A 23,894-nucleotide genomic window follows, 5' to 3' on the forward strand; every position below is an offset into this window, starting at 1 on the left:
TTCTGGCTTCGATGAACTGAAGCACCTGCTGCCGAAACCTACATAACTCATTGTTTACCAAGGAGTTTTCCGTTTCGACTGCGCCGGAAGTGGGGCGAATTATAGACAGTTACAATTCGCCGTCAACACTTAATTACAGATTTATTCGGATTTGAGCGTGATACGCGCAAACGCCTTCTTTCCGGCCTGGCAGACATGGGTAGCGCCCAGCTCGTATATAAAGGTGCGATCGACAACCTCACCATCTATACGCACGCCGCCCGAACCCAGCAGATCACGTGCAACCGCCGAGTTCTTTACCAACCCTGCCTTATTAAGGACGGCGGCAATCGGCATAGCCTCAGCAGCAGTCAACTCAACTTCCGGCAGATCGTCCGGCAGCTCGCCATCCTTCATACGATTGCCTGCCGCGCGGTGAGCACTGGCCGCAGCCTCTTCACCATGGAAGCGCGCAACAATCTCTTCCGCCAGCTTGATCTTCACGTCACGCGGATTGGCACCCGCCTCGACATCAGCACGCAGCGCATTGATCTCGTCCATCGAGCGGAAGCTCAACAACTCGAAGTAACGCCACATCAACGCATCCGGAATCGAAACCAGCTTGCCGTACATAACGCCCGGCGCTTCCTGGATACCCACATAGTTACCCAGTGACTTGGACATTTTCTTGACGCCATCCAACCCTTCCAGCAACGGCATGGTCAGGATGCACTGAGCTTCTTGCCCATACGCACGCTGCAGCTCACGCCCCATCAGCAGGTTGAACTTCTGATCGGTGCCACCCAACTCAACGTCCGCACGCAGCGCCACCGAGTCATACCCCTGGACCAGCGGATACAGGAACTCATGAATAGCGATTGGCTGGTTGGTGGAGTAACGCTTGTCGAAGTCATCACGCTCAAGCATGCGCGCGACGGTGTATTGGGAGGTCAGGCGAATAAAATCCGCCGGCCCCATCTGATCCATCCAAGTGGAGTTGAACGCCACTTCCGTCTTGGCCGGATCAAGGATCTTGAACACCTGAGTCTTATAGGTCTCGGCATTGTCGAGCACCTGCTCGCGCGTCAGCGGCGGGCGCGTCGCACTCTTGCCACTGGGATCACCGATCATCCCGGTGAAGTCACCTATAAGGAAGATGACCTGATGCCCCAGCTCCTGGAACTGGCGCAGCTTATTAATAAGCACGGTATGACCCAGGTGAAGGTCCGGCGCAGTCGGATCAAAGCCGGCTTTAATACGCAGGGGCTGGCCACGCTTGAGCTTTTCGATCAGCTCCGCTTCGACCAACAGTTCTTCCGCACCACGTTTTATCAGCGCTAGCTGCTCTTCAACCGACTTCATAACAGACCCGCAAGGCTCAGATTCAAAAGGGAACCAACCATACAAGATCAGGGACTAATTACAAGTTTTGCCCTGCGCACGGACACCGTTCAGCAAGCCCAGCGTTCGCGAGCTTGCGCCACAGATGATTTGGTTATATTTTATACAGTTATTTCATCTTCATCATGTCATTCATCTTTTCCATTTCATCTTCAAAGTCAAAATTACTTATGACCACTGAACCGTCTAAAGCGCCGCCGCTTTACCCGAAGACCCACCTGCTCGCCGCAAGTGGTATCGCCGCTCTTCTCAGCCTGGCACTCCTGGTATTCCCTTCCAGTGACGTAGAAGCCAAACGAACCTCCCTGAGCCTTGACCTGGAAAGTCCAGTTGAACAACTGACACAAGATCAAGACGCTTCCGACGCGCAACAAGCCACAAATGCACCCACCGAATCACCGTTCGCCCAGATAGACGGCACCCCGGAAGAAACCCAGCAAGCAGCCCAGGAGCAACCTGCGCCTGCGGCCAAGAACCCTCAGCACCGCGAAGTAATCGTCGCCAAAGGCGATACTCTTTCGACCTTGTTCGAGAAGGTCGGCCTACCGTCCGCAACGGTGAGTGAAGTACTGGCCAGCGACAAACAAGCCAAGCAGTTCACCCAACTCAAGCACGGCCAGAAACTGGAGTTCGAACTGACCCCCGACGGCCAGTTGCACAACCTGCACAGCAATGTCAGCGACCTGGAAAGCATCAGCCTGACCAAAGGCGCCAAAGGCTTCGCCTTCAACCGCATCACCACCAAGCCCGTGATGCGTTCCGCCTATTCCCACGGCGTGATCAACAGTTCCCTGTCGCAATCGGCCGCACGCGCTGGCCTGTCCCACAGCATGACGATGGACATGGCCAGCGTGTTTGGCTACGACATCGACTTCGCCCAGGACATCCGCCAAGGCGACGAATTCGACGTGATCTACGAACAGAAGGTCGCCAACGGCAAAGTGGTCGGCACTGGCAATATCCTCTCTGCACGCTTCACCAACCGCGGCAAGACCTACACGGCCGTGCGCTACACCAACAAACAAGGCAACAGCAGCTACTACACGGCTGATGGCAACAGCATGCGCAAGGCCTTCATCCGCACACCCGTGGACTTCGCTCGTATTAGCTCGCGTTTCTCCATGGGTCGCAAGCACCCAATTCTGAACAAAATCCGCGCCCACAAAGGCGTCGACTATGCCGCCCCGCGCGGTACGCCGATCAAGGCAGCGGGTGACGGCAAAGTCCTGCTGGCCGGCCGCCGCGGCGGTTACGGCAACACCGTGATCATCCAGCACGGCAACACCTACCGCACCCTGTATGGCCACATGCAAGGCTTCGCCAAAGGCGTGCAGACTGGCGGCACCGTGAAGCAAGGCCAGGTGATCGGCTATATCGGCACCACCGGCCTGTCCACCGGCCCGCATTTGCACTATGAGTTCCAGGTCAACGGCGTACACGTCGACCCACTGGGCCAGAAGCTGCCGATGGCCGACCCGATCGCCAAGGCCGAACGCGCGCGTTTCATGCAACAAAGCCAGCCACTGATGGCACGCATGGACCAGGAGCGCTCCACCCTGCTGGCCTCGGCGAAGCGTTAAGGTATGTCGCTCTATATAGGTGTGATGTCCGGGACCAGCCTCGATGGCCTGGATATCGCCCTGATCAAACAGGGCCCGGCGATCGAGCTGATCGCCACCCACTACATCCCGATGCCACACACCCTGCGCACCGAGCTGCTCGGCCTGTGCGCCAGCGGCCCGGATGAGATCGCCCGTTCGGCCATCGCCCAACAACACTGGGTCACGCTCGCTGCCCAAGGCATCCACGCCTTGCTCGACCAGCAAAACCTCAAGCCCCAGGCTATTCGCGCGATTGGCAGCCATGGCCAGACCATCCGCCATGAGCCCGCTCGCGGTTTTACCGTACAGATCGGCAACCCTGCCCTGCTCACCGAGCTGACGGGCATCACCGTGGTCAGCGATTTCCGCAGCCGCGACGTTGCCGCCGGTGGCCAAGGCGCCCCGTTGGTTCCGGCCTTTCACGAAGCGCTGTTTGGTGAACGCACCGGCAATCGCGCGGTATTGAACGTAGGAGGCTTCAGCAACCTCAGCCTGATCGAGACTGGCAAGCCAGTAGCCGGTTTCGACTGCGGCCCAGGCAATGTGCTGCTGGATGCCTGGATTCATGAACAACGGGGCGAACACTTCGACCGTGATGGCCAATGGGCGGCCAGCGGCACTATCGTGCCCCAGCTACTCAACGCCTTGCTCAGCGACCCCTTCTTCCTGACCAAGGGCCCTAAAAGCACCGGTCGCGAAGTGTTCAACCTGGGATGGCTGCAACAACACCTTGGCCGCTTGCCCGTATTCGCGCACCAGGACGTCCAGGCCACCCTGCTGGAGTTGACCGCCCAGACCATCGTGGAGTCCCTGCAAACCGCCCAACCCCAGACCGAAACCCTGCTGGTCTGTGGGGGTGGCGCGCACAACTCGACCTTGATGAATCGTCTGGCGGCGCTGCTACCCTCAACCCAGGTCAGCAGCACCGCGACCCATGGCGTAGACCCTGACTGGGTCGAAGCAATGGCCTTCGCCTGGCTGGCCCATTGCTGCCTTGAAGGCATCGCCGCCAACCGCCCCAGCGTTACCGGCGCGCGCGGGCTTCGAGTGCTAGGCGCGATCTACCCCGCCTGAGCCCCAGACAGCAAAACGCCGCTTGGCCTATGAAAGCCAAGCGGCGTTTTTGTATCCGCAATCGATCAGATCGAGAACGAAGACCCGCAACCACAAGTGGTGGTGGCGTTAGGGTTCTTGATCACGAAACGCGAACCTTCCAGACCTTCCTGGTAATCCACCTCGGCACCTGCCAAGTACTGGAAGCTCATCGGGTCCACGACCAGGCTCACGCCCTCGCGCTCGACGATGGTGTCGTCATCGGCCACATCTTCATCGAAGGTAAAACCGTACTGAAACCCTGAACAACCGCCGCCCGTAACAAATACGCGCAGCTTCAAGCGATCATTACCCTCTTCATCGACCAGGCTCTTCACCTTGTGCGCAGCACCGTGGGTGAATTGCAAAGCCGTGGGGGTGAAGGACTCAACGCTCATGCTGATAATCTCCCGGCGTACCGCCGCCATATGCGTAATGGCGGGCATTATCCGCTTCTCCTAGAAAAGCGGTCAACTATTGTTACGGTATATCAATCTGCGTGGCGGCCATTAAAAACACAAAAGGCCCGATCAACGGGCCTTTTGTGCAACTACCGCAATGCCTTAAGGCAGCATGCCCGCGTGGGACAAGCCCAGCTTCTCATCCAGGCCGAACAGGATGTTCATGTTCTGCACCGCCTGGCCCGACGCGCCCTTGACCAGGTTATCGATCACCGACAACACCACCACCAGGTCGCCGTCCTGTGGACGGTGCACGGCGATACGGCATACGTTGGCACCGCGTACGCTACGGGTTTCCGGGTGGCTGCCAGCCGGCATCACATCGACGAACGGTTCGTTGGCATAACGTTTTTCAAACAGCGCCTGCAGGTCCACCGAGCGATCGACCACGGTTGCGTACAGCGTGGAGTGAATGCCACGGATCATCGGCGTCAGGTGCGGTACAAACGTCAGCCCCACATCCTTGCCGGCCGCGCGACGCAGCCCTTGGCGGATTTCCGGCAAGTGACGATGCCCTTTTACTGCATAGGCCTTCATGCTTTCCGACGTCTCGGAGTACAGCGAGCCTACAGCAGCACCACGACCGGCACCGCTGACGCCCGACTTGCAGTCAGCGATCAAGCGCGATGCATCCGCCAGCCCGGCTTCCAGCAACGGCAGGAAACCCAACTGCGTAGCGGTCGGATAGCAACCCGGCACCGCAATCAGGCGCGCCTGCTTGATCTGCTCACGATTGACTTCCGGCAGGCCGTAAACCGCTTCCTCAAGCAACTCCGGGGCGCCGTGAGGCTGGCCGTACCACTTGGCCCACTCATCGGCGTCCTGCAGACGGAAGTCCGCCGACAGGTCGATGACCTTGGTACCCGCCGCCAGCAACTCACCGGCCAGCGCATGGGCAACCCCGTGCGGCGTGGCGAAGAACACCACATCACAGGCGCCCAGGGTCTTGATGTCCGGCACGCTGAACGCCAGGCCGTCATAGTGGCCTCGCAGGTTCGGGTACATATCGGCCACGGCCAGCCCAGCCTCGGATCGGGAAGTGATGACCACCACCTCAGCTTGCGGATGCTGAGCCAACAGACGCAGCAATTCGACACCTGTGTAACCCGTGCCGCCGACGATACCGACCTTGACCATAAACCTGCCCTCAACGAACCCACTGGAAAACCGACGATAATAGGGGCCGTATCGTCCTGCGACAACCGTCAACGTGACGTACGGGCGCATGAGCCACTACTATCGCCCCTACCGTGAACCTGGGAATAACTAAAAATGCTTTATCTATGGGTCAAAGCCTTCCACATCATCAGCATCGTCTGCTGGTTTGCCGGGCTGTTCTACCTGCCGCGCCTGTTCGTCTACCACGCGCAAAGTGAGGATAACGTCAGCAAGGAACGCTTCAGCCTGATGGAGCGCAAGCTGTATCGCGGCATCATGGGCCCGGCGAGTGTGGCAACGCTGGTGTTTGGCGGCTGGCTGATCTACCTGAACCCGAGCATCTTTCACTCGGGCGGCTGGATCCACGCCAAGCTCACCCTCGTCGTGCTGCTGATCGGCTACCACCACATGTGCGGCGCGCAAGTAAAACGCTTTGCCCGTGGCGAAAACACCCGCAGCCATGTCTTTTATCGCTGGTTCAATGAAGTCCCGGTTCTGATATTGCTGGCTATCGTAATTTTGGTCGTGGTCAAACCGTTCTAACTTCAATCACACGGGGTAACTCCAATGTCGCTGCCCGCTTTGCTTGAACAACGTCTGCGCCTGCCTGTAGTGGTCGCGCCGATGTTTCTGATTTCCAATCCACAACTGGTGCTGGCCTGCTGCCGCAATGGCGTCGTCGGGAGCTTCCCGGCGCTCAACCAGCGCGAAAGCAGTGGTTTCAAAGCCTGGCTGGAAGAAATCGAAGCGGGCCTGGCGCAGTTGGACAACCCCGCGCCCTACGCCGTGAACCTGATCGTGCACCACAGCAACCCACGGCTCGAGGCGGACCTGGCGATCTGCGTCGAGCACAAGGTACCGATCGTCATCACCAGCCTCGGCGCAGTGAAGGAGTTGGTCGATGCCGTGCACAGCTACGGCGGCCTGGTCTTCCACGACGTGACCACCCGGCGCCATGCCGAGAAAGCCGCTGAAGCCGGCGTAGATGGCCTGATCGCAGTGGCCGCCGGCGCCGGTGGCCATGCGGGCACCTGGAGCCCGTTCGCGCTGATCGCCGAGATTCGTCAGTTCTTCGACAAAACCTTGCTGCTGGCCGGCTGCCTCAACCACGGCCACGAAATCCTCGCGGCCCAGTTGCTGGGGGCTGACCTGGCGTATTTCGGCACGCGCTTTATCGGTACCACCGAAAGCCACGCCCCGGATGCCTATAAAGAGATGCTGCTCACATCGCGCGCTGCCGACATCGTGCACACTCCCGCAGTCTCCGGCGTGCCCGCCAGCTTTATGCGCCAGAGCCTGGAGAACGCGGGTTTCGACCTCGCTGCGCTGCAAGGCAAAGGTGAGGTCAACTTCGGCTCCAAGCTCAAGCCATTGAGCGACGAAGCCAAGGCCTGGAAGACCGTCTGGTCGGCCGGCCAAGGCGTTGGGGAGATCGACGACCTGCCTAGCGTCGATGAACTCGTTGCCCGCCTGGATGCCGAATACCGCAAGGCACGCGAACAGGCGGTACAATTGCGCTGGCCACGCTGAACCCACCGCAAGGCCTGCCGATTGAGCAGGCCTGCATTACCTCCCCGATTAAGTGACAAGGAAGCCCGCATGAGCGACAACCGTTTCAAGATTGTGTTTGATGGAGCCTTGCTCCCGGGGGTCGAAAGCACCACTGCCAAACTGAACCTGGCCGAGCTGTTCAAAAGCGACGTCGAGGCGATCGAGAAGCTCTTTACAGGCCGCACGGTCGCGCTGAAACGCGACCTGTCCCGCCCTGATGCCGAAACCTATCTCAATGCGCTGAAAAACGCCGGGGTCGATGCCCGCATCGAAGCCGAGCAGCCCGTCGCATTCAGCCTTGCCGAAACCCATGAGACCGATTCGACTGCACCAGGCGCATCCCCCTATGCACCGCCGCGTGCTGCCGTAGGTGATGACTTGCCGGAGTACGCCACCCTCAACGTCTTCACCCTCAACGGGCGTATTGGCCGCCTGCGCTACCTGGCGTGGATGTTGGTGATGAGTGTCGCGATGCTCTTTGCGGCCGGCATTATCATCACCGTGGGTGCCGCCATATCGGTCGCCTCGCCGTTGGTCGCCATGATTGTCGGCCCTCTGCTGTGGCTCGCGCTGATCGTCGCGATGTTCTGGATCAGCATACTCATCAGCGTGCAGCGCTTGCATGACCTGGGCTGGTCTGGATGGCTGTACGCGCTGAACCTGGTGCCAGTCGTCAACACCGTCTTCGCCATTCTGCTGCTGGTGCTTCCAGGCAACGCCGGTGCCAACCAGTACGGCGCGCCGCCACCGCGCAACTCGACCGCGGTAAAAGTCCTGGCCACGCTGTGGCTGGCGTTTATTCCCGTGATGCTGGCCATCATGGTTACGCTGAGCATGTACGGCTACCTCGACCAACTCGGCGCCAACATCGACAGCAGCTACGAAAGCAGCTCCATCACCTCCGATGCTGACACTGACCAAAGCGTGATCGTTGAGGAAGACGACGCGCAAAGTGCTGACGAAGCAGCCGAACCTGTAGACTCTCCAGAACAGTAAGAAACGCCCGCCGCCTGTGATGCCTCTGTCACAGGCTCGGCGGCGTTGCGATGGAGAAAGGCATGACCCGTTACGCTCTGATCACCGGTGCCTCCAGCGGCATCGGCCTGGCTTTGGCCGAAGCCCTCGCCCGCCGCGGCCGCAGCTTGATTCTGGTGGCCCGCCAGCGTGATCAGTTGGAAAGCATTGCACTCGAATTGACTCAGCGTTTCGGCGTCGAGGTGCTGTTTCGTGCCTGCGACCTGGGTGAGCCGCTGCGTTTGTCCGGGTTTCTGCTGGAGCTTGAAGAAGGCGAACGGCAGATCGACCTGCTGGTCAACTGTGCCGGCATCGGCACCAGCGGGCCGTTCCTGGCCCAGGACTGGATGACCGAGCAAGACCTGATCGAAGTCAACATCCTCGCCCTGACCCGTATGTGCCACGCCTTGGGCAACTCCATGGCGCTGCACGGTGGTGGGCAGATCCTCAACGTCGCCTCGGTGGCCGCCTTCCAGCCTGGCCCGTGGATGAGCAGTTACTACGCCAGCAAGGCCTACGTGCTGCACTTCTCCGAAGGCTTGCGCGAAGAACTGAAGACCTGTGGCATCAAGGTCTCCGTGCTCTGCCCCGGCCCCACACGTACCGCGTTTTTCGGCACCGCGCAAATGGACACCGCCAAGCTCGAGCGCAGTGAAAAACTGATGAGCCCGGAAGAAGTGGCCCTGTTCACCGTGCGCGCCCTGGAAAAAAACCAAGCCATCATCATTCCCGGCCGCCGCAACCGCTGGCTCGCCTTTAGCCCGCGTTTCAGCCCACGCTGGCTGACCCGCAAGATTGCCGGCGCGATCAACAAGGCCTATTGCCCGCGTTGATTGCCTGAGTACACTCACCCTGCCTATTCAAAATGGAGAAACAGCTGTGGATACTCTGTTCACCAAGATCATCAACCGGGAAATACCGGCAGACATCATCTACGAAGATGACCAAGTCCTGGCCTTCAAGGACATCCATCCGGCAGCGCCCGTGCATTTCCTGGTCATCCCGAAGAAACACATCGCCACCCTCAATGACCTGACCGAAGAAGACAAAGCCCTGGCCGGCCATATCTTGTTCACCGCCCAGCGCCTGGCGCTGGAACAGGGCTGCGAAGAAGGTTTCCGCGTGGTGATGAACTGCAACCCGAAAGGCGGGCAGACCGTTTATCACATTCACATGCATGTGCTGGGTCAGCGCCAGATGAACTGGCCGCCGGGTTGATTTCAACCTGAGGGAGCTTGCTCCCTCGCCATCAGGGCAAATTGACTCAGCGCAAACGCTTCACCTTCTCTTGCGGTAAACTGGCCGCCGAGATTCTTCCCGGAGGTCAGCATGACTACCCAACGTCACTACTCGCCGATTGACCGTCTGTTGTTGCAAGCCGATATGGCCATGCGCACGCTGCTGCCGTTCAGCGGCCAGCCGTATCGCCCTTCGCCCGCCATCGTGCAGCCCGACGCGCAGATGAGCGAGACCGATACCCGCCACGTCGCCGGCCTGATGCGCATCAACCATACCGGCGAAGTCTGTGCCCAGGCGCTGTACCAGGGCCAGGCGCTGACGGCCAAGCTGCCGCAAGTACGCGCAGCCATGGAACATGCCGCCGAGGAAGAAATCGACCACCTGGCCTGGTGCGAGCAACGCATTCGCCAACTCGGCAGCCATCCCAGCGTGCTCAACCCGCTGTTCTACGGTTTGTCGTTTGGTATCGGCGCCGCTGCCGGGCTGATCAGCGACAAGGTCAGCCTGGGTTTTGTCGCCGCGACCGAACATCAGGTGTGCAAACACCTGGACGAACACCTTGAGCAATTGCCGGCCGAAGACGAAAAGTCCCGCGCCATCCTTGAGCAAATGCGCATCGATGAAGAACACCACGCAGAAAGCGCGCTGGATGCCGGTGGTTTCCGCTTCCCGGCGCCGGTGCGGTTCGGCATGAGCCTATTGGCCAAGGTCATGACCAAAAGCACCTACCGTATCTGAGCCACAAAAAAAGGGCGCTATCACAGCGCCCTTTTCTTTTGCCCATCGGCAATCAACCCAGTTCGATGATCTCGTAGTCATGGGTGATGGCCACACCGGCAGCGCCAAGCATGATCGACGCAGAGCAATACTTCTCGGCCGACAGCTCGATGGCACGCTTGACCTGGGCTTCCTTCAGCGCCCGGCCCTTCACCACGAAATGCATGTGGATCTTGGTAAACACCTTGGGATCTTCAGTGGCGCGCTCGGCTTCCAGGAAGGCTTCGCAGCTTTCCACGGCCTGGCGGGACTTCTTCAGGATGCTGACCACGTCGAAATTGCTGCAACCGCCTACACCAAGCAGGAGCATTTCCATCGGGCGTACGCCCAGGTTACGGCCACCGGCTTCCGGCGGGCCATCCATGACCACTACATGGCCACTGCCCGACTCACCGAGGAACATGGCTTCGCCCGCCCATTGGATGCGTGCCTTCATCGCCCAGACTCCACTGCTAAAAAAGGGTCGCCAGCTTAGCACAGGGCCCGTCGCCGGCTGCGTTTCCCATCAAAGCGATCAATAGCAGGGTTTGCCGAGTAAATTGGCTAATCGAGTCAGAATGTGTCTGTTAAGCTGGCGCCAAATCGATGGCGTATTGCTAGCATTTATACAACGCGTATCAATGCCGATACCCACGAATACAACAACTTCGCGCTGTCTTCCGGGATACAACCATGGTTGCTCTTACGCCCATACCCAAGATCAAGAATCTCGACAAGCTGTTGATGCACTGCCAGCGCCGACGTTACCCGGCCAAGCACAACATCATTTGCGCCGGCGAACGCTCGGAAACGCTGTTTTTTATCATCAAGGGCTCGGTCACCATCCTGATCGAGGACGAAGACGGCCGCGAGATGATCATCGCCTACCTCAACACCGGCGATTTCTTTGGCGAGCTCGGGCTGTTTGAACAAGCGGGCAAAGAGCAGGAGCGCAGCGCCTGGGTGCGGGCCAAGGTCGAGTGCGAAGTGGCCGAGATCAGCTACAGCAAATTTCGCGAACTGGCCCAGCAAGACCCGGACATTCTCTACGCCCTCAGCGGCCAGATTGCCCAGCGCCTGCGGGACACCACGCGCAAGGTCGGCGACCTGGCGTTCTTCGATGTCACCGGGCGTGTGGCCCGTTGCCTGCTGGACCTGTGCAAGCAACCGGACGCCATGACCCACCCCGATGGCATGCAGATCAAAGTCACGCGTCAGGAAATCGGGCGCATTGTCGGTTGTTCGCGAGAGATGGTCGGCCGCGTGCTCAAGGATCTGGAAGAGCGCAACCTGGTCAACGTCAAAGGCAAGACGATGGTGGTGTTCGGTACCCGCTAAACCGCCAGGAAGCTGGCCAGCATCTGGCGGTACAAGGTGTCCAGCCGGCTGATCGCATCCGGCGCGGGAAAGGCTTCGTGCAAGGCGATATGGCTGTCGGCACGCACCCGTTGGTCGAGACCGCAGGCTTCGTTGAAGCGATTGACGGACGCGATCAGTTCTTCACGGTCGCCGTCCAGCAGCAGCGCACCGTGCACCAACCCCACGGGGCGGCCGCCACTTTGGCGCCAGCGCTGGGCAGTGCCGACCATTTTCCGGCCATTGAGATTGACGTTATAGCGACCGTCGCAGAACGCGCCGTCGATTTCACCGACAGACGCATCGCCCCCCAGCTCGATCAGCAGATCGCAGATCGGCTGGCAGAGGCGCAAGTAGCCGGTTTCGATACGATTCTGATCGCCTTCACTACGCGGGGGGGCGTAGACCAGGGCGATGTTGACCGTGGCCGACGACTGCGGCACGGGCTCGCCGCCGGTTTCCCGCAACAACACCGGCCAACCGGCCTCTGCCGAAACCTGGCTGGCGGTATCGAATGCTGGCAGGCGGCTCAACCGGCGTGGCATCACCAAGGCTTGATCGTTGGGTTGCCAGAACAGCAGGCCGTAGTCCTGATCGCCGGCGCAGACGGCGGCCAACAGGTCTTGCTCGGCGGCAAGCCCAGCTTCAACCGTCATCCTTACTGGCTTAACCATCAAACACCTACCTTTCTGACATAAACACAAATCCAAATGTGGGAGCTGGCTTGCCTGCGATAGCGGTGTATCAGCCAACGAATCCATCGACTGATACACCCTCATCGCAGGCAAGCCAGCTCCCACACTTAAACCACATTCCAAATTTTGGCCGCGGTTCAATCAGTCCAGGGTCGAACCACTGACCGCCACACCCCGCTCCGGGAAGAACAGGCGCTGCAGCTCCGCTCCCGGGTTCTCGGCGCGCATGAAGGTCTCGCCCACCAGGAACGAATACACCCCACTGATTTCCATCAGTTCCACATCGGCACGGTTGACGATGCCACTCTCGGTAATCACCAAACGGTCGCGCGGAATGCGCGGCAGCAGGTCGAGGGTGTTTTCCAGGCTGACTTCAAAGGTGTGCAGGTTGCGGTTGTTGACCCCCACCAGCGGTGTGTCGAGGGTTTTCAGTGCTCGCTCCAGCTCATCGCCGTCGTGCACTTCCACCAGCACATCCAAACCGACGCTTTTCGCCACGGCTGCCAGCTCGGCCATCTTCACGTCATCCAGGGCGGAGACGATCAGCAGCACACAGTCGGCGCCCAGGGCGCGGGCTTCGACGATCTGGTACGGGTCAACCATGAAATCCTTGCGGATCACCGGCAACTTGCACGCCGCGCGGGCCTGCTGCAGGAACAGGTCGCAACCCTGGAAGTAGTCGATATCGGTCAAGACGGACAGGCACGTCGCGCCGCCCTTCTCATAACTGACGGCGATTTCCGACGGGACGAAGTTTTCGCGGATCACGCCTTTGCTCGGCGAAGCCTTCTTGATCTCGGCGATCACCGCTGGCTGCTTGAGCTTGGCCTGGGCGATCAAGGCATTGGCGAAACCACGCGGTGCATCGGCAAGCTTCGCCTGGGCCTCCAGCTCGGCGAGGCTGACGCGGGCGCGGCGCTCGGCCACCTCTTCGGCTTTGCGGGCGAGGATCTTTTCCAGAACGGTTGGCACACTCATCCTTCATTCTCCATCTTGAATACTGCGGTGAAGGCTCCCAGCTCTTCGAGCTTCTCGCGAGCGAGGCCGGTGTGCAGCGCATCGTGGGCCAAGGCCACACCTTCCTTAAGACTATAGGCGTGGTCGGCCGCGTAAAGTGCCGCGCCAGCATTCAGAACAATCATCTCTGCCGCTTTTTGACCGTTCTCGGTCTTGCGCCGCCCCAGCGCATCGCGAATCAATTCAAGCGAAGCCGCCGGGCTTTCCACTGCCAGGCCGTGCAAGCTTTGGCTCTTCATGCCCAGATCTTCAGGTTCGACCCAATATTCAGTGACCTGATCATTCTTCAGCTCCGCCACAAAGGTCGGCGCCGCCAGGCTGAACTCGTCCAGGCCATCCTTGGAGTGCACCACCAGCACATGCTTGCTGCCCAGACGCTGCAACACTTCGGCCAATGGCCGGCACAGCGCCTGGCTGAACACACCGACTACCTGGTGTTTCACACCGGCCGGATTCGTAAGCGGGCCGAGCATGTTGAACAGGGTGCGCAGGCCGAGGTCTTTACGCGGGCCAGCGGCGTACTTCATCGCACTGTGGTGAGTCTGGGCAAACATGAAGCCGATGCCGACGTTGTCGATGCAACGCGCCACTTGCACCGGCGTGAGGTTCAGGTAAATACCGGCCGCTTCCAGCAAGTCGGCGCTGCCGCTTTTGCCAGACACCGCACGGTTACCGTGCTTGGCCACGGTGCAACCCGCCGCCGCGACTACAAAAGAAGACGCCGTCGACACGTTGAAGATGTTCGCACCGTCGCCGCCGGTGCCCACCACATCAACCACGCCGTCGAGGGTCTTGAGCTCAACCTTGTCCGCCAGCTCGCGCATCACCGACACGGCGCCGACGATCTCGTCGATGCTCTCGCTCTTCATGCGCATGGCCATCATGAACGCGCCGATCTGCGCGTCGGTGCATTGACCGGTCATGATCTCGCGCATCACATCGCTCATTTCAGCGGTGCTCAGGTCCAGGTGGCCGACGATACGGCTCAGGGCAGTCTTGATATCCATGGAAAGTCCTTAGCGCGTGCCGCCGCTCTGCTTGAGAAAGTTGGCGAACAGCTCGTAGCCCTGCTCGGTCAGGATCGATTCAGGGTGAAATTGCACCCCTTCGACATTCAGTGTCTTGTGGCGCAGGCCCATGATTTCATCGACCGAGCCGTCTTCCAGTTGGGTCCAGGCGGTCAACTCCAGGCATTCCGGCAAGGTTTCGCGCTTGACCACCAGCGAGTGGTAGCGGGTCACGGTGACGGGCAAGTTAAGCCCATGGAACACGCCCAGATCATGATGGAATACCGGGCTGGTCTTGCCGTGCATCACCTGGCGCGCGCGCACCACGTCACCGCCAAAGGCCTGGCCGATGGACTGGTGGCCCAGGCACACGCCGAGGATCGGCAGCTTGCCAGCAAAATACTGGATCGCTTCCAGGGAAATACCCGCCTCGGTCGGCGTGCACGGCCCCGGCGAGACCACGATGCGCTCCGGGTTCAGGGCGGCGATTTCGGCCACGGTCATTTCATCGTTGCGCACCACCTTGACCTCGGCACCGAGCTCGCCCAGGTACTGCACAACGTTGTAGGTAAAGGAGTCGTAGTTATCAATCATCAGCAACATGGGGCAACCTCAGGAATTGGGGGTCTGTTCAGCCAGCGCAACGGCGCGGAACATCGCGCGGCGCTTGTTCAGGGTTTCTTCCCATTCGAGGGCCGGCACCGAGTCGGCGACAATCCCGCCACCGGCCTGCACGTGCAGCTCCCCGTCCTTGATCACGGCGGTGCGGATCGCAATCGCCGTGTCCATGTTGCCGTTCCAGGCGAAATAGCCCACGGCGCCGCCGTAGACACCGCGCTTGACCGGCTCCAGCTCGTCGATGATTTCCATCGCGCGGATCTTCGGCGCACCCGACAAGGTGCCCGCCGGCAGAATCGCGCGCAGTGCGTCCATGGCGGTCAAGCCGGCTTTCAGCTCACCCGTGACGTTGGACACAATGTGCATCACGTTGGAATAACGCTCGATGACCATCTTCTCGGTGAGCTTCACCGAACCGATTTCCGAGACGCGCCCGGTATCGTTGCGGCCCAGGTCGATGAGCATCAGGTGCTCGGCGATTTCCTTGTCGTCGCTGAGCAGGTCTTTTTCCAGCGCCACATCCTCTTCTTCGGTCGCGCCACGTGGGCGCGTGCCGGCAATCGGGCGCACGGTGATCAGGTTGTCTTCGACACGCACCAGCACTTCCGGCGAGCTGCCCACCACGTGGAAGTCGCCAAAGTTGAAGAAGTACATGTACGGCGTCGGGTTGAAGCAACGCAGGGCGCGGTACAGGTCAATCGGCGCGGCCTTGAAGTCGATGGACATACGCTGCGACGGCACCACTTGCATGCAGTCACCGGCGAGGATGTATTCCTTGATGGTATCGACGGCGCGCTCGTAGTCATCCTGCGTGAAGCTTGAGCGAAAAATCGGGTCGGCGGCCGGCGGACGGCTGAGGTCCAGGCCGCGACGCGGGGTGATCGGCTGGCGCAGTTTTTCCAGCAACGCTTCGAGGCTGGCCTGGCCTTGCTCGAATGCGTCCGCCTGGGACGGGTCAGCCAGCACAATCGCGTGCATCTTGCCGGCGAGGTTGTCGAAGACGACGACCGCGTCGGAGACCATCAGCAGAATGTCCGGCACGCCCAGCGGGTCCGGGTTCGGGCATTTGCCCAAGCGCTTTTCCACGTAGCGCACACAGTCGTAGCCGAAATAGCCCACAAGGCCGCCGTTGAAACGCGGCAGGCCCGCAATGGTCGGCACGTTGTAGCGCGCCTTGAAGGTTTCGACAAAGGCCAGCGGGTCTTCTACGTCGTGGCTTTCGATCTCGACGCCGTCATGGGTGATGCTCACATGGTGGTCGTGAACGCGCATGACGGTGCGGCACGGCAGGCCGATGATCGAATAACGGCCCCACTTCTCGCCGCCCTGAACCGATTCCAGCAGATAGGAATTGGGCTCGTCGGCCAGTTTCAGGTAGATCGACAGCGGCGTGTCGAAGTCGGCCAGGGTTTCGCAGGCCAGGGGGATACGGTTATAGCCGGCAGCGGCCAAACGCAGGAATTCTTCGCGGATCATGTGTGCCTCGTGGCGTGAGGGTCTAACGGTCAGGTATGCAAACGTGCCGCATGGCGCGGCCGGGATCAGTCAGGCGCGCCAACGCCAGCGGGCCAGGGCCTTGATGACTTTCATCCAGAGTTTGCGAGTGACCACCACGATGGGATTTCCAGAAGGGGACGGATCGGTGTCGGGCAACGTTATCTCAGCGCCCGCTCCCAAGCAACCGGGGATTAGCAGTCGCAGGTCATCTATCACCAGCGACGGCGACTCTTCGGCAATCGGTCGGCCATGGTTATAGCCGTAGCTCAAGGCTACGCACTGCACGCCAGCCGCCTTTGCCGCCAGCACATCGCTGCGCGAATCGCCGACAAACAGCGACTGCGACGCCGGAATATTCGCCATTTTCATTACAAAAAACAGCGCCGCCGGGTCGGGTTTCTTCTGCGGCAAGGTATCGCCGCCGATGATCCAGCGGAAATACCGGCCGATTTTCATCTGGTCCAACAGCGGCGCGACAAAGCGCTCCGGCTTGTTGGTAATCAGGGCCATTTCCACGCCCTGCTTGCTCAGCCATTTGAGGGTGTCACGCACGCCGGGGTAAACCACGGTCAGTTCGTGGCCGTCTTCATAGGCGGCGTTGAACAGTTCCAGGGCATGCTCGGCCTCGACCTCATCGACACCGTCGGCATTGATGTCATTGGCCAAGGCCCTGCGCACCAGCATCTGCACGCCGTTGCCGACCCACGTGCGCACGGCCTCGATCGCCACCGGCTTGCGCCCCAGCTTGAGCAGCATCTCGTTCACCGCGGCGGCAAGGTCTGGCACCGAGTCGATCAGGGTACCGTCCAGATCGAACATCACCAGCCGTGGCAGCTTGCCGGGGAACAGCTGCTCGAAGCCGCTCATGGACGCGCCAGCGCTAGCTCGGAACGCATCTTGTCGATGACGTCCTGGTAGTTCGGTGCGTTGAAGATCGCCGAGCCGGCGACAAAAGTGTCGGCGCCAGCGGCGGCGATTTCGCGGATGTTGTTGACGTTGACCCCACCGTCGATCTCCAGGCGGATATCCCGGCCCGAAGCGTCGATCAGTGCGCGGGCTTCGCGCAGCTTGTCGAGGGTGCCGGGGATGAACTTCTGCCCGCCGAAACCTGGGTTGACGCTCATCAGCAAGACCATGTCGACCTTGTCCATCACGTACTTGAGCACGTCCAGCGGCGTCGCCGGGTTGAACACCAGGCCCGCCTTGCAGCCGCCTTCGCGGATCAGTTGCAAGGTGCGGTCCACGTGCAGCGTGGCTTCCGGGTGGAAAGTGATGTAGGTCGCGCCGGCTTCGATGAAGTCACCGATGATGCGGTCTACCGGGCTGACCATCAGGTGCGCGTCAATCGGCGCGGTCACGCCGTACTTGCGCAGCGCCGCGCAGACCATCGGGCCGATGGTCAGGTTGGGCACGTAGTGGTTGTCCATGACATCGAAGTGCACGAAGTCCGCGCCAGCGGCCAACACGTTGTCCACTTCCTCACCCAGGCGGGCGAAGTCGGCGGAGAGAATCGATGGAGCAATTACGAAGGGCTGCATGACGCACCTTTTCTGAGCTAAATCACGATGGCGCGCATTGTATACCGCATGCTTTGCCGCGCGCACCGTGACCTGGCTCAATGGCTAGTAGGCAGCCCGGTAGATTTTCTCGATATCGGCCGCGCTGAGCTTGCGCGGATTATTGCGCATCAGCCGCTCGATGCCCGCCGCTTCGCTGGCCATGGCGGGGATCGCGTCCTCGGGCACGCCGAAGCTGCGCAGCCCCGCCGGGATCTCGACTGCGGCACACAGTCGCGTCATCGCCTCGACAGCCTGGTCGGCCGCATCATTGGCACTCAGGCCGCTGACATTCACGCCCATGGCCTGGGCAATTTCCTGCATGCGCTCCACGCACGCCAGCTTGTTCCAGTGCATCACGTAGGGCAGCAGCAAGGCATTGCTCACCCCATGGGCGATGTTGAAGCGCCCGCCCAGCGGATACGCCAGCGCATGCACCGCGCCCACTCCGGCATTGCCAAAGGCCATACCGGCCATCAGGCTGGCGGTGGCCATATCGTCGCGGGCCTGCAGGTTGGACGGGTTGGCGTAGGCTTTCGGCAGCGCCTTGGCGATCAGCTTGATTGCGCCAATCGCCAGCGCATCGGTGATCGGCGAAGCATTCAGCGACAGGTACGACTCGATGGCATGCACCAGCGCATCCACGCCACTGGCGGCAGTCACGCTGCGCGGGCAGGTGAGGGTCATTTGCGGGCTGATCAGCGCGACGTCCGGCAACAGGTAGTCGCTGACGATGCCTTTTTTCAGCTGCGCGGCCTTGTCGGACAGAATCGCCACGTTGGTCACTTCCGAGCCGGTGCCGGCCGTGGTCGGAATGGCGATCAACGGCGGGCCTTTGCGCGGCACCTGATCAACGCCGAACAGATCCGCCAGCGCCCCGTGGTAACCGGCATACGCGGCCACGCTCTTGGCAATATCGATGGCACTGCCACCGCCGACACCGATCAGGCCGTCATGCCCGCCCTCGCGGTACACGCGCATGCAGTCTTCGACGATGGCGATCTCCGGGTCGGGCAGCACACGATCAAAGATTTCATAACTGCGCTCGCCCAGGTGCTCGAGCGCCAGCGCCACGGTGCCGGACTTGACCAGCGCGGCATCGGTGACGATCAGCGGATTGTCTACATCCAGGCGGGTGAGCTCAGCGGCCAGTTGTTCGATGGCACCGGAGCCGGTGAGCAGTTTGTGGGCGATCTTGAATGAGGAAGTACTCATGTGCGCGGCCTCTTATTCGGAAATGGGCTGGCACAAGAGTAGCTGGGGATTTCGGGTTGCCTAGCATTCAGGTTCTGAATGGGCGCAATCCATGTGGGAGCTGGCTTGCCTGCGATGGCGGTGTATCAGCAACAGGTGGGCAAGCTGGCCCACCGCTATCGCAGGCAAGCCAGCTCCCCCAGTTGATCGGGTTTCGGTCAGTTAGATTTGGGCGGTACGCAGTTTTTCGCTACGGCCGCGCAGCCATTCCAAGGTCAGCAACAGCAGGACCGAGAAGGCAATCAGCAAGGTCGCTGCGGCAGCGATGGTCGGGCTGAGGTTCTCGCGAATCCCGCTGAACATCTGGCGCGGCAACGTCGCTTGCTCAGGCCCGGCCAGAAACAGCGTCACCACCACTTCATCAAACGAGGTGGCAAAGGCAAACAACGCCCCGGAAATCACCCCCGGCGCAATCAGCGGCAAGGTCACCCGGCGAAACGCGGTCAAGGGCGATGCCCCCAGACTGGCCGCCGCCCGCACCAGGTTATGGTTGAACCCCTGCAAGGTCGCCGACACGGTGATGATCACAAACGGCACGCCCAACACCGCATGCACCACGATCAGCGAGAAGAAACTGTTACCCAGGCCCAGCGGCGCAAAGAACAGGTAACTGGCCACGCCGATAATCACCACCGGCACCACCATCGGCGAAATCACCAGGGCCATCACCAGCGCCTTGCCCGGGAAGTTGCCGCGCGTCAGGCCAATCGCCGCCAGCGTACCGAACACCATGGCCAGCACCGTGGCCGCCGGGGCGACGATGATGCTGTTCTTCAACGCCCGCATCCATTCGGCCGAGGCGAAGAAGTCCTGATACCAATGCAGCGAGAAGCCTTGCAGCGGGTACACCAGGAAACTGCCGCTGTTGAACGACAGCGGAATAATCACCAACACCGGCAAAATCAGGAACAGCAGGATCAAGCCGCAGAGTATCCGCAAGCTGTAGAACCAAACCCGCTCAACGGGCGACATATAAGGGCTCAGCATCGCAAGGTCTCCTCAGCTCAGGCGCAGGCGGCTGGCGCCCACCAGCCGGTTGTAGATCAGGTACAGCACCACGGTGGCCAGCAGCAGCAAGCCGCCCAACGCCGTGGCCATGCCCCAGTTGATGCTGGTGTTGGTGTAGAACGCCACGAAATAGCTGACCATCTGGTCGTTCGGGCTGCCCAGCAGTGCCGGGGTGATGTAGTAACCAATCGCCAGGATGAACACCAACAGGCAACCGGCGCCCACGCCAGCGTAGGTCTGCGGGAAGTACACGCGCCAGAAACTGGCGAACGGATGGCAACCGAGGGAAATCGCCGCGCGCATGTAGGTCGGCGAGATGCCTTTCATCACGCTGTAGATCGGCAGAATCATGAACGGCAACAGGATGTGCACCATGGAGATGTACACCCCGGTGCGGTTGAACACCAATTCCAGCGGCTTATCGATCAGGCCCATACCCATCAGCGCACTGTTGATCAGCCCGCCCGATTGCAGCAACACGATCCACGCCGCCACCCGCACCAGGATTGAGGTCCAGAACGGCAACAGCACGAGGATCATCAACAGGTTGCTTTTGCGCGCCGGTAGGTTGGCCAGCAGGTACGCCAGCGGATAGGCCAGCAGCAGGCAGATCGCGGTAATCACCAAGCCCATCCAGAAGGTGCGGGCGAAGATGTCCAGGTAGATCGCCTGGTCCGGCGTGGCCGGGGCCACTTCGCCGAGGTCGTCGATGCGGTGATCGACGGCCGCCAGCAGATAGAACGGCGTCAGGCTGCTGGTATTGCGCCGGATCGCCTGCCAGTACGCCGGGTCGCCCCAGCGTTCGTCGAGGTTTTCCAACGCTTCTTTATAAGAGGCCGGCGCTTCGGTAAACGGCAGCGCCCGCGCGGTTTTGGTCAGCAGGCTGCGATAGCCGGCCAGTTCCATGTTCAAGCGTTTGGACAGATCGCCCAACGTCTGGTTTTTGCGGGCTTCGCCCAGGTCCTCGCTGAGGGCCTGATACACCGGCTCGCCCGGCAGGCCGCGACCGTCCCAGGCCGTGACCGCCACCACGGTACGCGGCAAGCCGCCCACCACTTCCGGGTTGCCGACGCTCTTGAACAGCAGCGCAACGATCGGCACCAGGAACACCAGCAGCAAAAACAGCACCAGCGGCGCAATCAAGGCCTGGGCCTTCCAGCGGTTGACCCGCTCGGCACGCGCCAGGCGCTGCTTGAGGGTGGGGCTGTTGACCTCGTTCGAGGGAACGGCGATGGCCATGGCTAACTCCGGGAAATCTAAGGTGGTTTCACTGTGGCCCGGGCTTTCTGTGGGAGCCGGGCTTGCCCGCGATGGCATCGGCTCGGTACATCAGTTGCACCGAGGTGTCTGCATCGCAGGCAAGCCAGCTCCCACACAGGCCTGTTCCCACAGAGGGTTATGCGTTGTTACTTGGCAGCCCACGAGTTGAAGCGCTGCTCCAGCTGCTCGCCGTTATCCGCCCAGAAGCTCACGTCGATCTGCACCTGGTTGGCGATGTTTTCCGGGGTGGTCGGCATGTCCTTGAGGATGTCCTTGGCCAGCAACGGCACGGCTTGGGTGTTGGCCGGGCCGTAGGCGATGTTTTCCGAGTAGGTCTTCTGCTGCTGCGGTTGCACGGAGAAGGCGATGAATTTCTTCGCCGCTTCTGCACGGTCTTTTGCCAGGCCTTTAGGAATGGCCCACGCGTCGAAGTCGTAGATCCCGCCGTTCCACACCACTTTAAGGTTGCTTTCTTTCTGCACGGCGGCGATGCGGCCGTTGTACGCCGAGCTCATGACCACGTCACCCGAGGCCAGGTACTGCGGCGGTTGTGCGCCAGCTTCCCACCACTGGATCGACGGTTTTAGTTCGTCGAGTTTCTTGAACGCACGGTCCTGGCCATCTTTGCCGGCCAGCACTTTGTAGACGTCTTTCGGCGCAACGCCGTCAGCCATCAAAGCGAATTCCAGGGTGTACTTGGCGCCTTTACGCAGGCCGCGCTTGCCCGGGAATTTCTTCACGTCCCAGAAATCGGCCCAGCTGGTGGGCGCCGAGGCCAGCTTGTCGGCGTTGTAGGCCAACACCGTGGACCACACGAAGAAGCCCACGCCGCAGGGTTGAATCGCGCCCTTCACGTAGTCGGCGGTGTTGCCGAACAGTTTCGGGTCCAGGGGCTCGAACATGTCTTCGTCACAGCCACGGGACAGTTCTGGCGATTCCACTTCCACCAGGTCCCAGGACACGCTCTTGGTGTCGACCATGGCCTTGACCTTGGCCATTTCACCGTTGTACTCGCCAGCGACGATCTTGCCGTAGCCCGCGCTTTCCCACGGCGCATAGAACGCCTTGACCTGTGCCGCCTTGTTCGCGCCGCCAAAGGACACAACGGTCAGGTCCGGGCCGGCCATGGCGTGTGTGGCGCCCAGCAAACCGATCGCCAGCGCCGAATACTTCAAGGATTTCAACATTGTTGTTCTCTCCACGTGCAGGGTTGGTGAAGCCATGGGGGCGATCAATTCGCCTCTAGAAGTGGGTCGAGTGCGCGTACGTGCTCGACTTGCCAGCCAATCGGAACCACGTCGCCAACTGCCAGGGCTGGGTCCAGCTCGGCAATCGGTTGTTTCACAAAAAAATCGCTCTTGCCGCAGACTTCCAGGCGCACGCGTACGTGGTCGCCCAAGTAGATGAATTCGGCCACGCGGCCAGAGAAGCGGTTGACGCAGCTTTCGCTGGAGCCGTTGAGGCTGACGCGCTCCGGGCGTACCGACAGGGTCACCGGGCCGCCGATCTGGCCGACGTTGACCGCCAGCGCCTCGACTTTCTCGCCGCGCGCCAGTTCCACCACGCAACGCTCGCCGGTGTGGCTGTGCAGTCGGCCATTAAGGCGGTTGTTCTCGCCGATGAAGTTGGCGACGAAGGTGTTCTTCGGTTCTTCGTACAGGGTGCGCGGCGCGGCGATCTGCTGGATCTCGCCTTGATGGAACACGGCCACGCGATCAGACATGGTCAGCGCTTCGCCCTGGTCGTGGGTCACGTACACCACCGTCACGCCGAGGCGTTGGTGCAGGTGCTTGATCTCCATCTGCATGTGTTCGCGCAGTTGCTTGTCGAGGGCGCCGAGGGGCTCGTCCATCAGCACCAGCTGCGGTTCGAACACCAGCGCCCGGGCCAGGGCCACGCGCTGTTGCTGGCCACCGGACAATTGCGCCGGATAACGCTGGGCGAAGGCATCGAGCTGGACCATGCTCAGCACGCGTTTGACCCGCTCACTGATGTCGGTCTTGCTAAAGCCGCGCACCGACAGCGGGAACGCCAGGTTCTCGGCGACGGTCATGTGCGGGAACAACGCGTAGTTCTGGAACACCATGCCGATGTCGCGCTTGTGCGGCGGCACGTTGTTGATGGAACGCCCGGCCAGCTGGATTTCGCCGGCGGTCGGCGTTTCAAAGCCGGCGAGCATCATCAGGCTGGTGGTCTTGCCTGAACCGGAAGGCCCGAGCAAGGTGAGGAACTCGCCCTTGCGAATCTCCAGGTTGAGGTCTTTGACGATCAGGTTCTCGCCGTCGTAGCTCTTCTGCACGCCACGAAAGCTGACCAGGACCTCATTTGAATCCACCTCGCTCATACCCGCACCTTTGTGTTTTGGACTGCTGTG

At 60.8% G+C, this 23,894-nt stretch carries 25 protein-coding genes; 9 read left to right on the forward strand and 16 right to left on the reverse strand.

Features of this window, described 5'->3' with window-relative positions:
- Positions 1–141: 141 nt before the first annotated feature.
- Complete coding sequence (gene tyrS, locus J1G37_RS20445; RefSeq protein ID WP_017739632.1) at positions 142–1,341, reverse strand: tyrosine--tRNA ligase; 1,200 nt, start codon at positions 1,339–1,341, stop codon at positions 142–144.
- A gap of 209 nt (positions 1,342–1,550) precedes the next feature.
- Here tyrS and J1G37_RS20450 point away from each other — a divergent pair, with 209 nt between their 5' ends.
- Together J1G37_RS20450 and J1G37_RS20455 are read left to right on the forward strand one after the other, a co-directional pair.
- Positions 1,551–2,960: a peptidoglycan DD-metalloendopeptidase family protein gene (locus J1G37_RS20450; protein WP_207045017.1), complete on the forward strand. Its 1,410-nt coding sequence runs from the start codon at positions 1,551–1,553 to the stop codon at positions 2,958–2,960.
- Positions 2,961–2,963: 3 nt separating this feature from the next.
- Positions 2,964–4,055 (forward strand): anhydro-N-acetylmuramic acid kinase, encoded by a 1,092-nt coding sequence (locus J1G37_RS20455; RefSeq protein WP_207045020.1) that lies wholly within the window; start codon positions 2,964–2,966, stop codon positions 4,053–4,055.
- Positions 4,056–4,120: 65 nt separating this feature from the next.
- On the opposite strand, the gene erpA is transcribed toward J1G37_RS20455, so the two are convergent.
- Positions 4,121–4,471, reverse strand: a complete 351-nt coding sequence (gene erpA / locus J1G37_RS20460) for an iron-sulfur cluster insertion protein ErpA (protein WP_003176443.1) — start codon at positions 4,469–4,471, stop codon at positions 4,121–4,123.
- Between the two features lie 165 nt (positions 4,472–4,636).
- Positions 4,637–5,671, reverse strand: coding sequence for an N-acetyl-gamma-glutamyl-phosphate reductase (gene argC, locus J1G37_RS20465; protein WP_010206935.1), 1,035 nt, complete (start codon positions 5,669–5,671; stop codon positions 4,637–4,639).
- 135 nt (positions 5,672–5,806) lie between these two features.
- On the opposite strand from argC, the gene hemJ reads away from it, so the two are divergent.
- The 6 genes from hemJ to coq7 all read left to right on the forward strand — a co-directional run bounded on the left by hemJ (position 5,807) and on the right by coq7 (position 10,234).
- Positions 5,807–6,235, forward strand: a complete 429-nt coding sequence (gene hemJ / locus J1G37_RS20470; protein WP_207045022.1) for a protoporphyrinogen oxidase HemJ — start codon at positions 5,807–5,809, stop codon at positions 6,233–6,235.
- Between the two features lie 24 nt (positions 6,236–6,259).
- Complete coding sequence (locus J1G37_RS20475; protein WP_207045024.1) at positions 6,260–7,222, forward strand: nitronate monooxygenase family protein; 963 nt, start codon at positions 6,260–6,262, stop codon at positions 7,220–7,222.
- Positions 7,223–7,291: 69 nt separating this feature from the next.
- The gene (locus tag J1G37_RS20480) at positions 7,292–8,239 is read left to right on the forward strand and encodes a DUF805 domain-containing protein (RefSeq protein ID WP_207045025.1); all 948 of its coding nucleotides are present in this window, start codon (positions 7,292–7,294) and stop codon (positions 8,237–8,239) included.
- A 62-nt stretch (positions 8,240–8,301) separates the two neighbouring features.
- Positions 8,302–9,090 carry an SDR family oxidoreductase gene (locus J1G37_RS20485; RefSeq protein WP_207045027.1) on the forward strand — a complete coding sequence of 263 codons (789 nt, stop codon included), beginning with the start codon at positions 8,302–8,304 and terminating at the stop codon, positions 9,088–9,090.
- 46 nt (positions 9,091–9,136) lie between these two features.
- Positions 9,137–9,475, forward strand: coding sequence for a histidine triad nucleotide-binding protein (locus J1G37_RS20490; RefSeq protein WP_192299781.1), 339 nt, complete (start codon positions 9,137–9,139; stop codon positions 9,473–9,475).
- Positions 9,476–9,586: 111 nt separating this feature from the next.
- Positions 9,587–10,234 (forward strand): 2-polyprenyl-3-methyl-6-methoxy-1,4-benzoquinone monooxygenase, encoded by a 648-nt coding sequence (coq7, locus tag J1G37_RS20495; protein ID WP_017739622.1) that lies wholly within the window; start codon positions 9,587–9,589, stop codon positions 10,232–10,234.
- A gap of 52 nt (positions 10,235–10,286) precedes the next feature.
- Here coq7 and J1G37_RS20500 read toward each other — a convergent pair whose 3' ends face one another.
- Entirely contained in the window at positions 10,287–10,709 is a 423-nt protein-coding gene (locus J1G37_RS20500; RefSeq protein ID WP_005792019.1) for an OsmC family protein, read from the reverse strand.
- Positions 10,710–10,945: 236 nt separating this feature from the next.
- On the opposite strand from J1G37_RS20500, the gene crp reads away from it, so the two are divergent.
- Entirely contained in the window at positions 10,946–11,590 is a 645-nt protein-coding gene (gene crp / locus J1G37_RS20505; RefSeq protein ID WP_026137165.1) for a cAMP-activated global transcriptional regulator CRP, read from the forward strand.
- Here the strand turns inward: crp and J1G37_RS20510 are convergent.
- The 12 genes from J1G37_RS20510 to J1G37_RS20565 form a co-directional block, all read right to left on the reverse strand.
- On the reverse strand, positions 11,587–12,282 hold the full coding sequence (locus J1G37_RS20510; RefSeq protein ID WP_207045029.1) for a lipoate--protein ligase family protein: 696 nt from the start codon (positions 12,280–12,282) through the stop codon (positions 11,587–11,589). The two genes, crp and J1G37_RS20510, sit on opposite strands and share 4 nt — an antisense overlap.
- A gap of 162 nt (positions 12,283–12,444) precedes the next feature.
- Positions 12,445–13,281 carry an indole-3-glycerol phosphate synthase TrpC gene (trpC, locus tag J1G37_RS20515; protein WP_207045031.1) on the reverse strand — a complete coding sequence of 279 codons (837 nt, stop codon included), beginning with the start codon at positions 13,279–13,281 and terminating at the stop codon, positions 12,445–12,447.
- Positions 13,278–14,327: an anthranilate phosphoribosyltransferase gene (gene trpD / locus J1G37_RS20520; RefSeq protein ID WP_017739618.1), complete on the reverse strand. Its 1,050-nt coding sequence runs from the start codon at positions 14,325–14,327 to the stop codon at positions 13,278–13,280. Before trpD ends, trpC begins: the two co-directional genes overlap by 4 nt.
- 9 nt (positions 14,328–14,336) lie before the next feature.
- Positions 14,337–14,930 carry an aminodeoxychorismate/anthranilate synthase component II gene (locus tag J1G37_RS20525; RefSeq protein ID WP_124529321.1) on the reverse strand — a complete coding sequence of 198 codons (594 nt, stop codon included), beginning with the start codon at positions 14,928–14,930 and terminating at the stop codon, positions 14,337–14,339.
- Between the two features lie 9 nt (positions 14,931–14,939).
- Positions 14,940–16,421, reverse strand: coding sequence for an anthranilate synthase component I (gene trpE, locus J1G37_RS20530; RefSeq protein WP_124529323.1), 1,482 nt, complete (start codon positions 16,419–16,421; stop codon positions 14,940–14,942).
- Positions 16,422–16,490: 69 nt separating this feature from the next.
- The gene (locus tag J1G37_RS20535) at positions 16,491–17,309 is read right to left on the reverse strand and encodes a phosphoglycolate phosphatase (protein WP_207045033.1); all 819 of its coding nucleotides are present in this window, start codon (positions 17,307–17,309) and stop codon (positions 16,491–16,493) included.
- Positions 17,306–17,980, reverse strand: a complete 675-nt coding sequence (gene rpe, locus J1G37_RS20540; protein ID WP_207045034.1) for a ribulose-phosphate 3-epimerase — start codon at positions 17,978–17,980, stop codon at positions 17,306–17,308. Before rpe ends, J1G37_RS20535 begins: the two co-directional genes overlap by 4 nt.
- Before the next feature lie 84 nt (positions 17,981–18,064).
- Positions 18,065–19,213 (reverse strand): iron-containing alcohol dehydrogenase, encoded by a 1,149-nt coding sequence (locus J1G37_RS20545; RefSeq protein ID WP_207045037.1) that lies wholly within the window; start codon positions 19,211–19,213, stop codon positions 18,065–18,067.
- A 201-nt stretch (positions 19,214–19,414) separates the two neighbouring features.
- Positions 19,415–20,239 carry an ABC transporter permease gene (locus J1G37_RS20550; protein WP_124529329.1) on the reverse strand — a complete coding sequence of 275 codons (825 nt, stop codon included), beginning with the start codon at positions 20,237–20,239 and terminating at the stop codon, positions 19,415–19,417.
- A gap of 12 nt (positions 20,240–20,251) precedes the next feature.
- Complete coding sequence (locus tag J1G37_RS20555; protein WP_124529331.1) at positions 20,252–21,499, reverse strand: ABC transporter permease; 1,248 nt, start codon at positions 21,497–21,499, stop codon at positions 20,252–20,254.
- A 167-nt stretch (positions 21,500–21,666) separates the two neighbouring features.
- Positions 21,667–22,707, reverse strand: a complete 1,041-nt coding sequence (locus J1G37_RS20560; protein ID WP_207045039.1) for an ABC transporter substrate-binding protein — start codon at positions 22,705–22,707, stop codon at positions 21,667–21,669.
- 44 nt (positions 22,708–22,751) lie between these two features.
- Entirely contained in the window at positions 22,752–23,864 is a 1,113-nt protein-coding gene (locus J1G37_RS20565; protein WP_207045041.1) for an ABC transporter ATP-binding protein, read from the reverse strand.
- Positions 23,865–23,894 lie beyond the last annotated feature (30 nt).

The sequence above is a fragment of the Pseudomonas sp. Marseille-Q1929 genome, assembly GCF_017316265.1.
Classification (GTDB): Bacteria; Pseudomonadota; Gammaproteobacteria; order Pseudomonadales; family Pseudomonadaceae; genus Aquipseudomonas.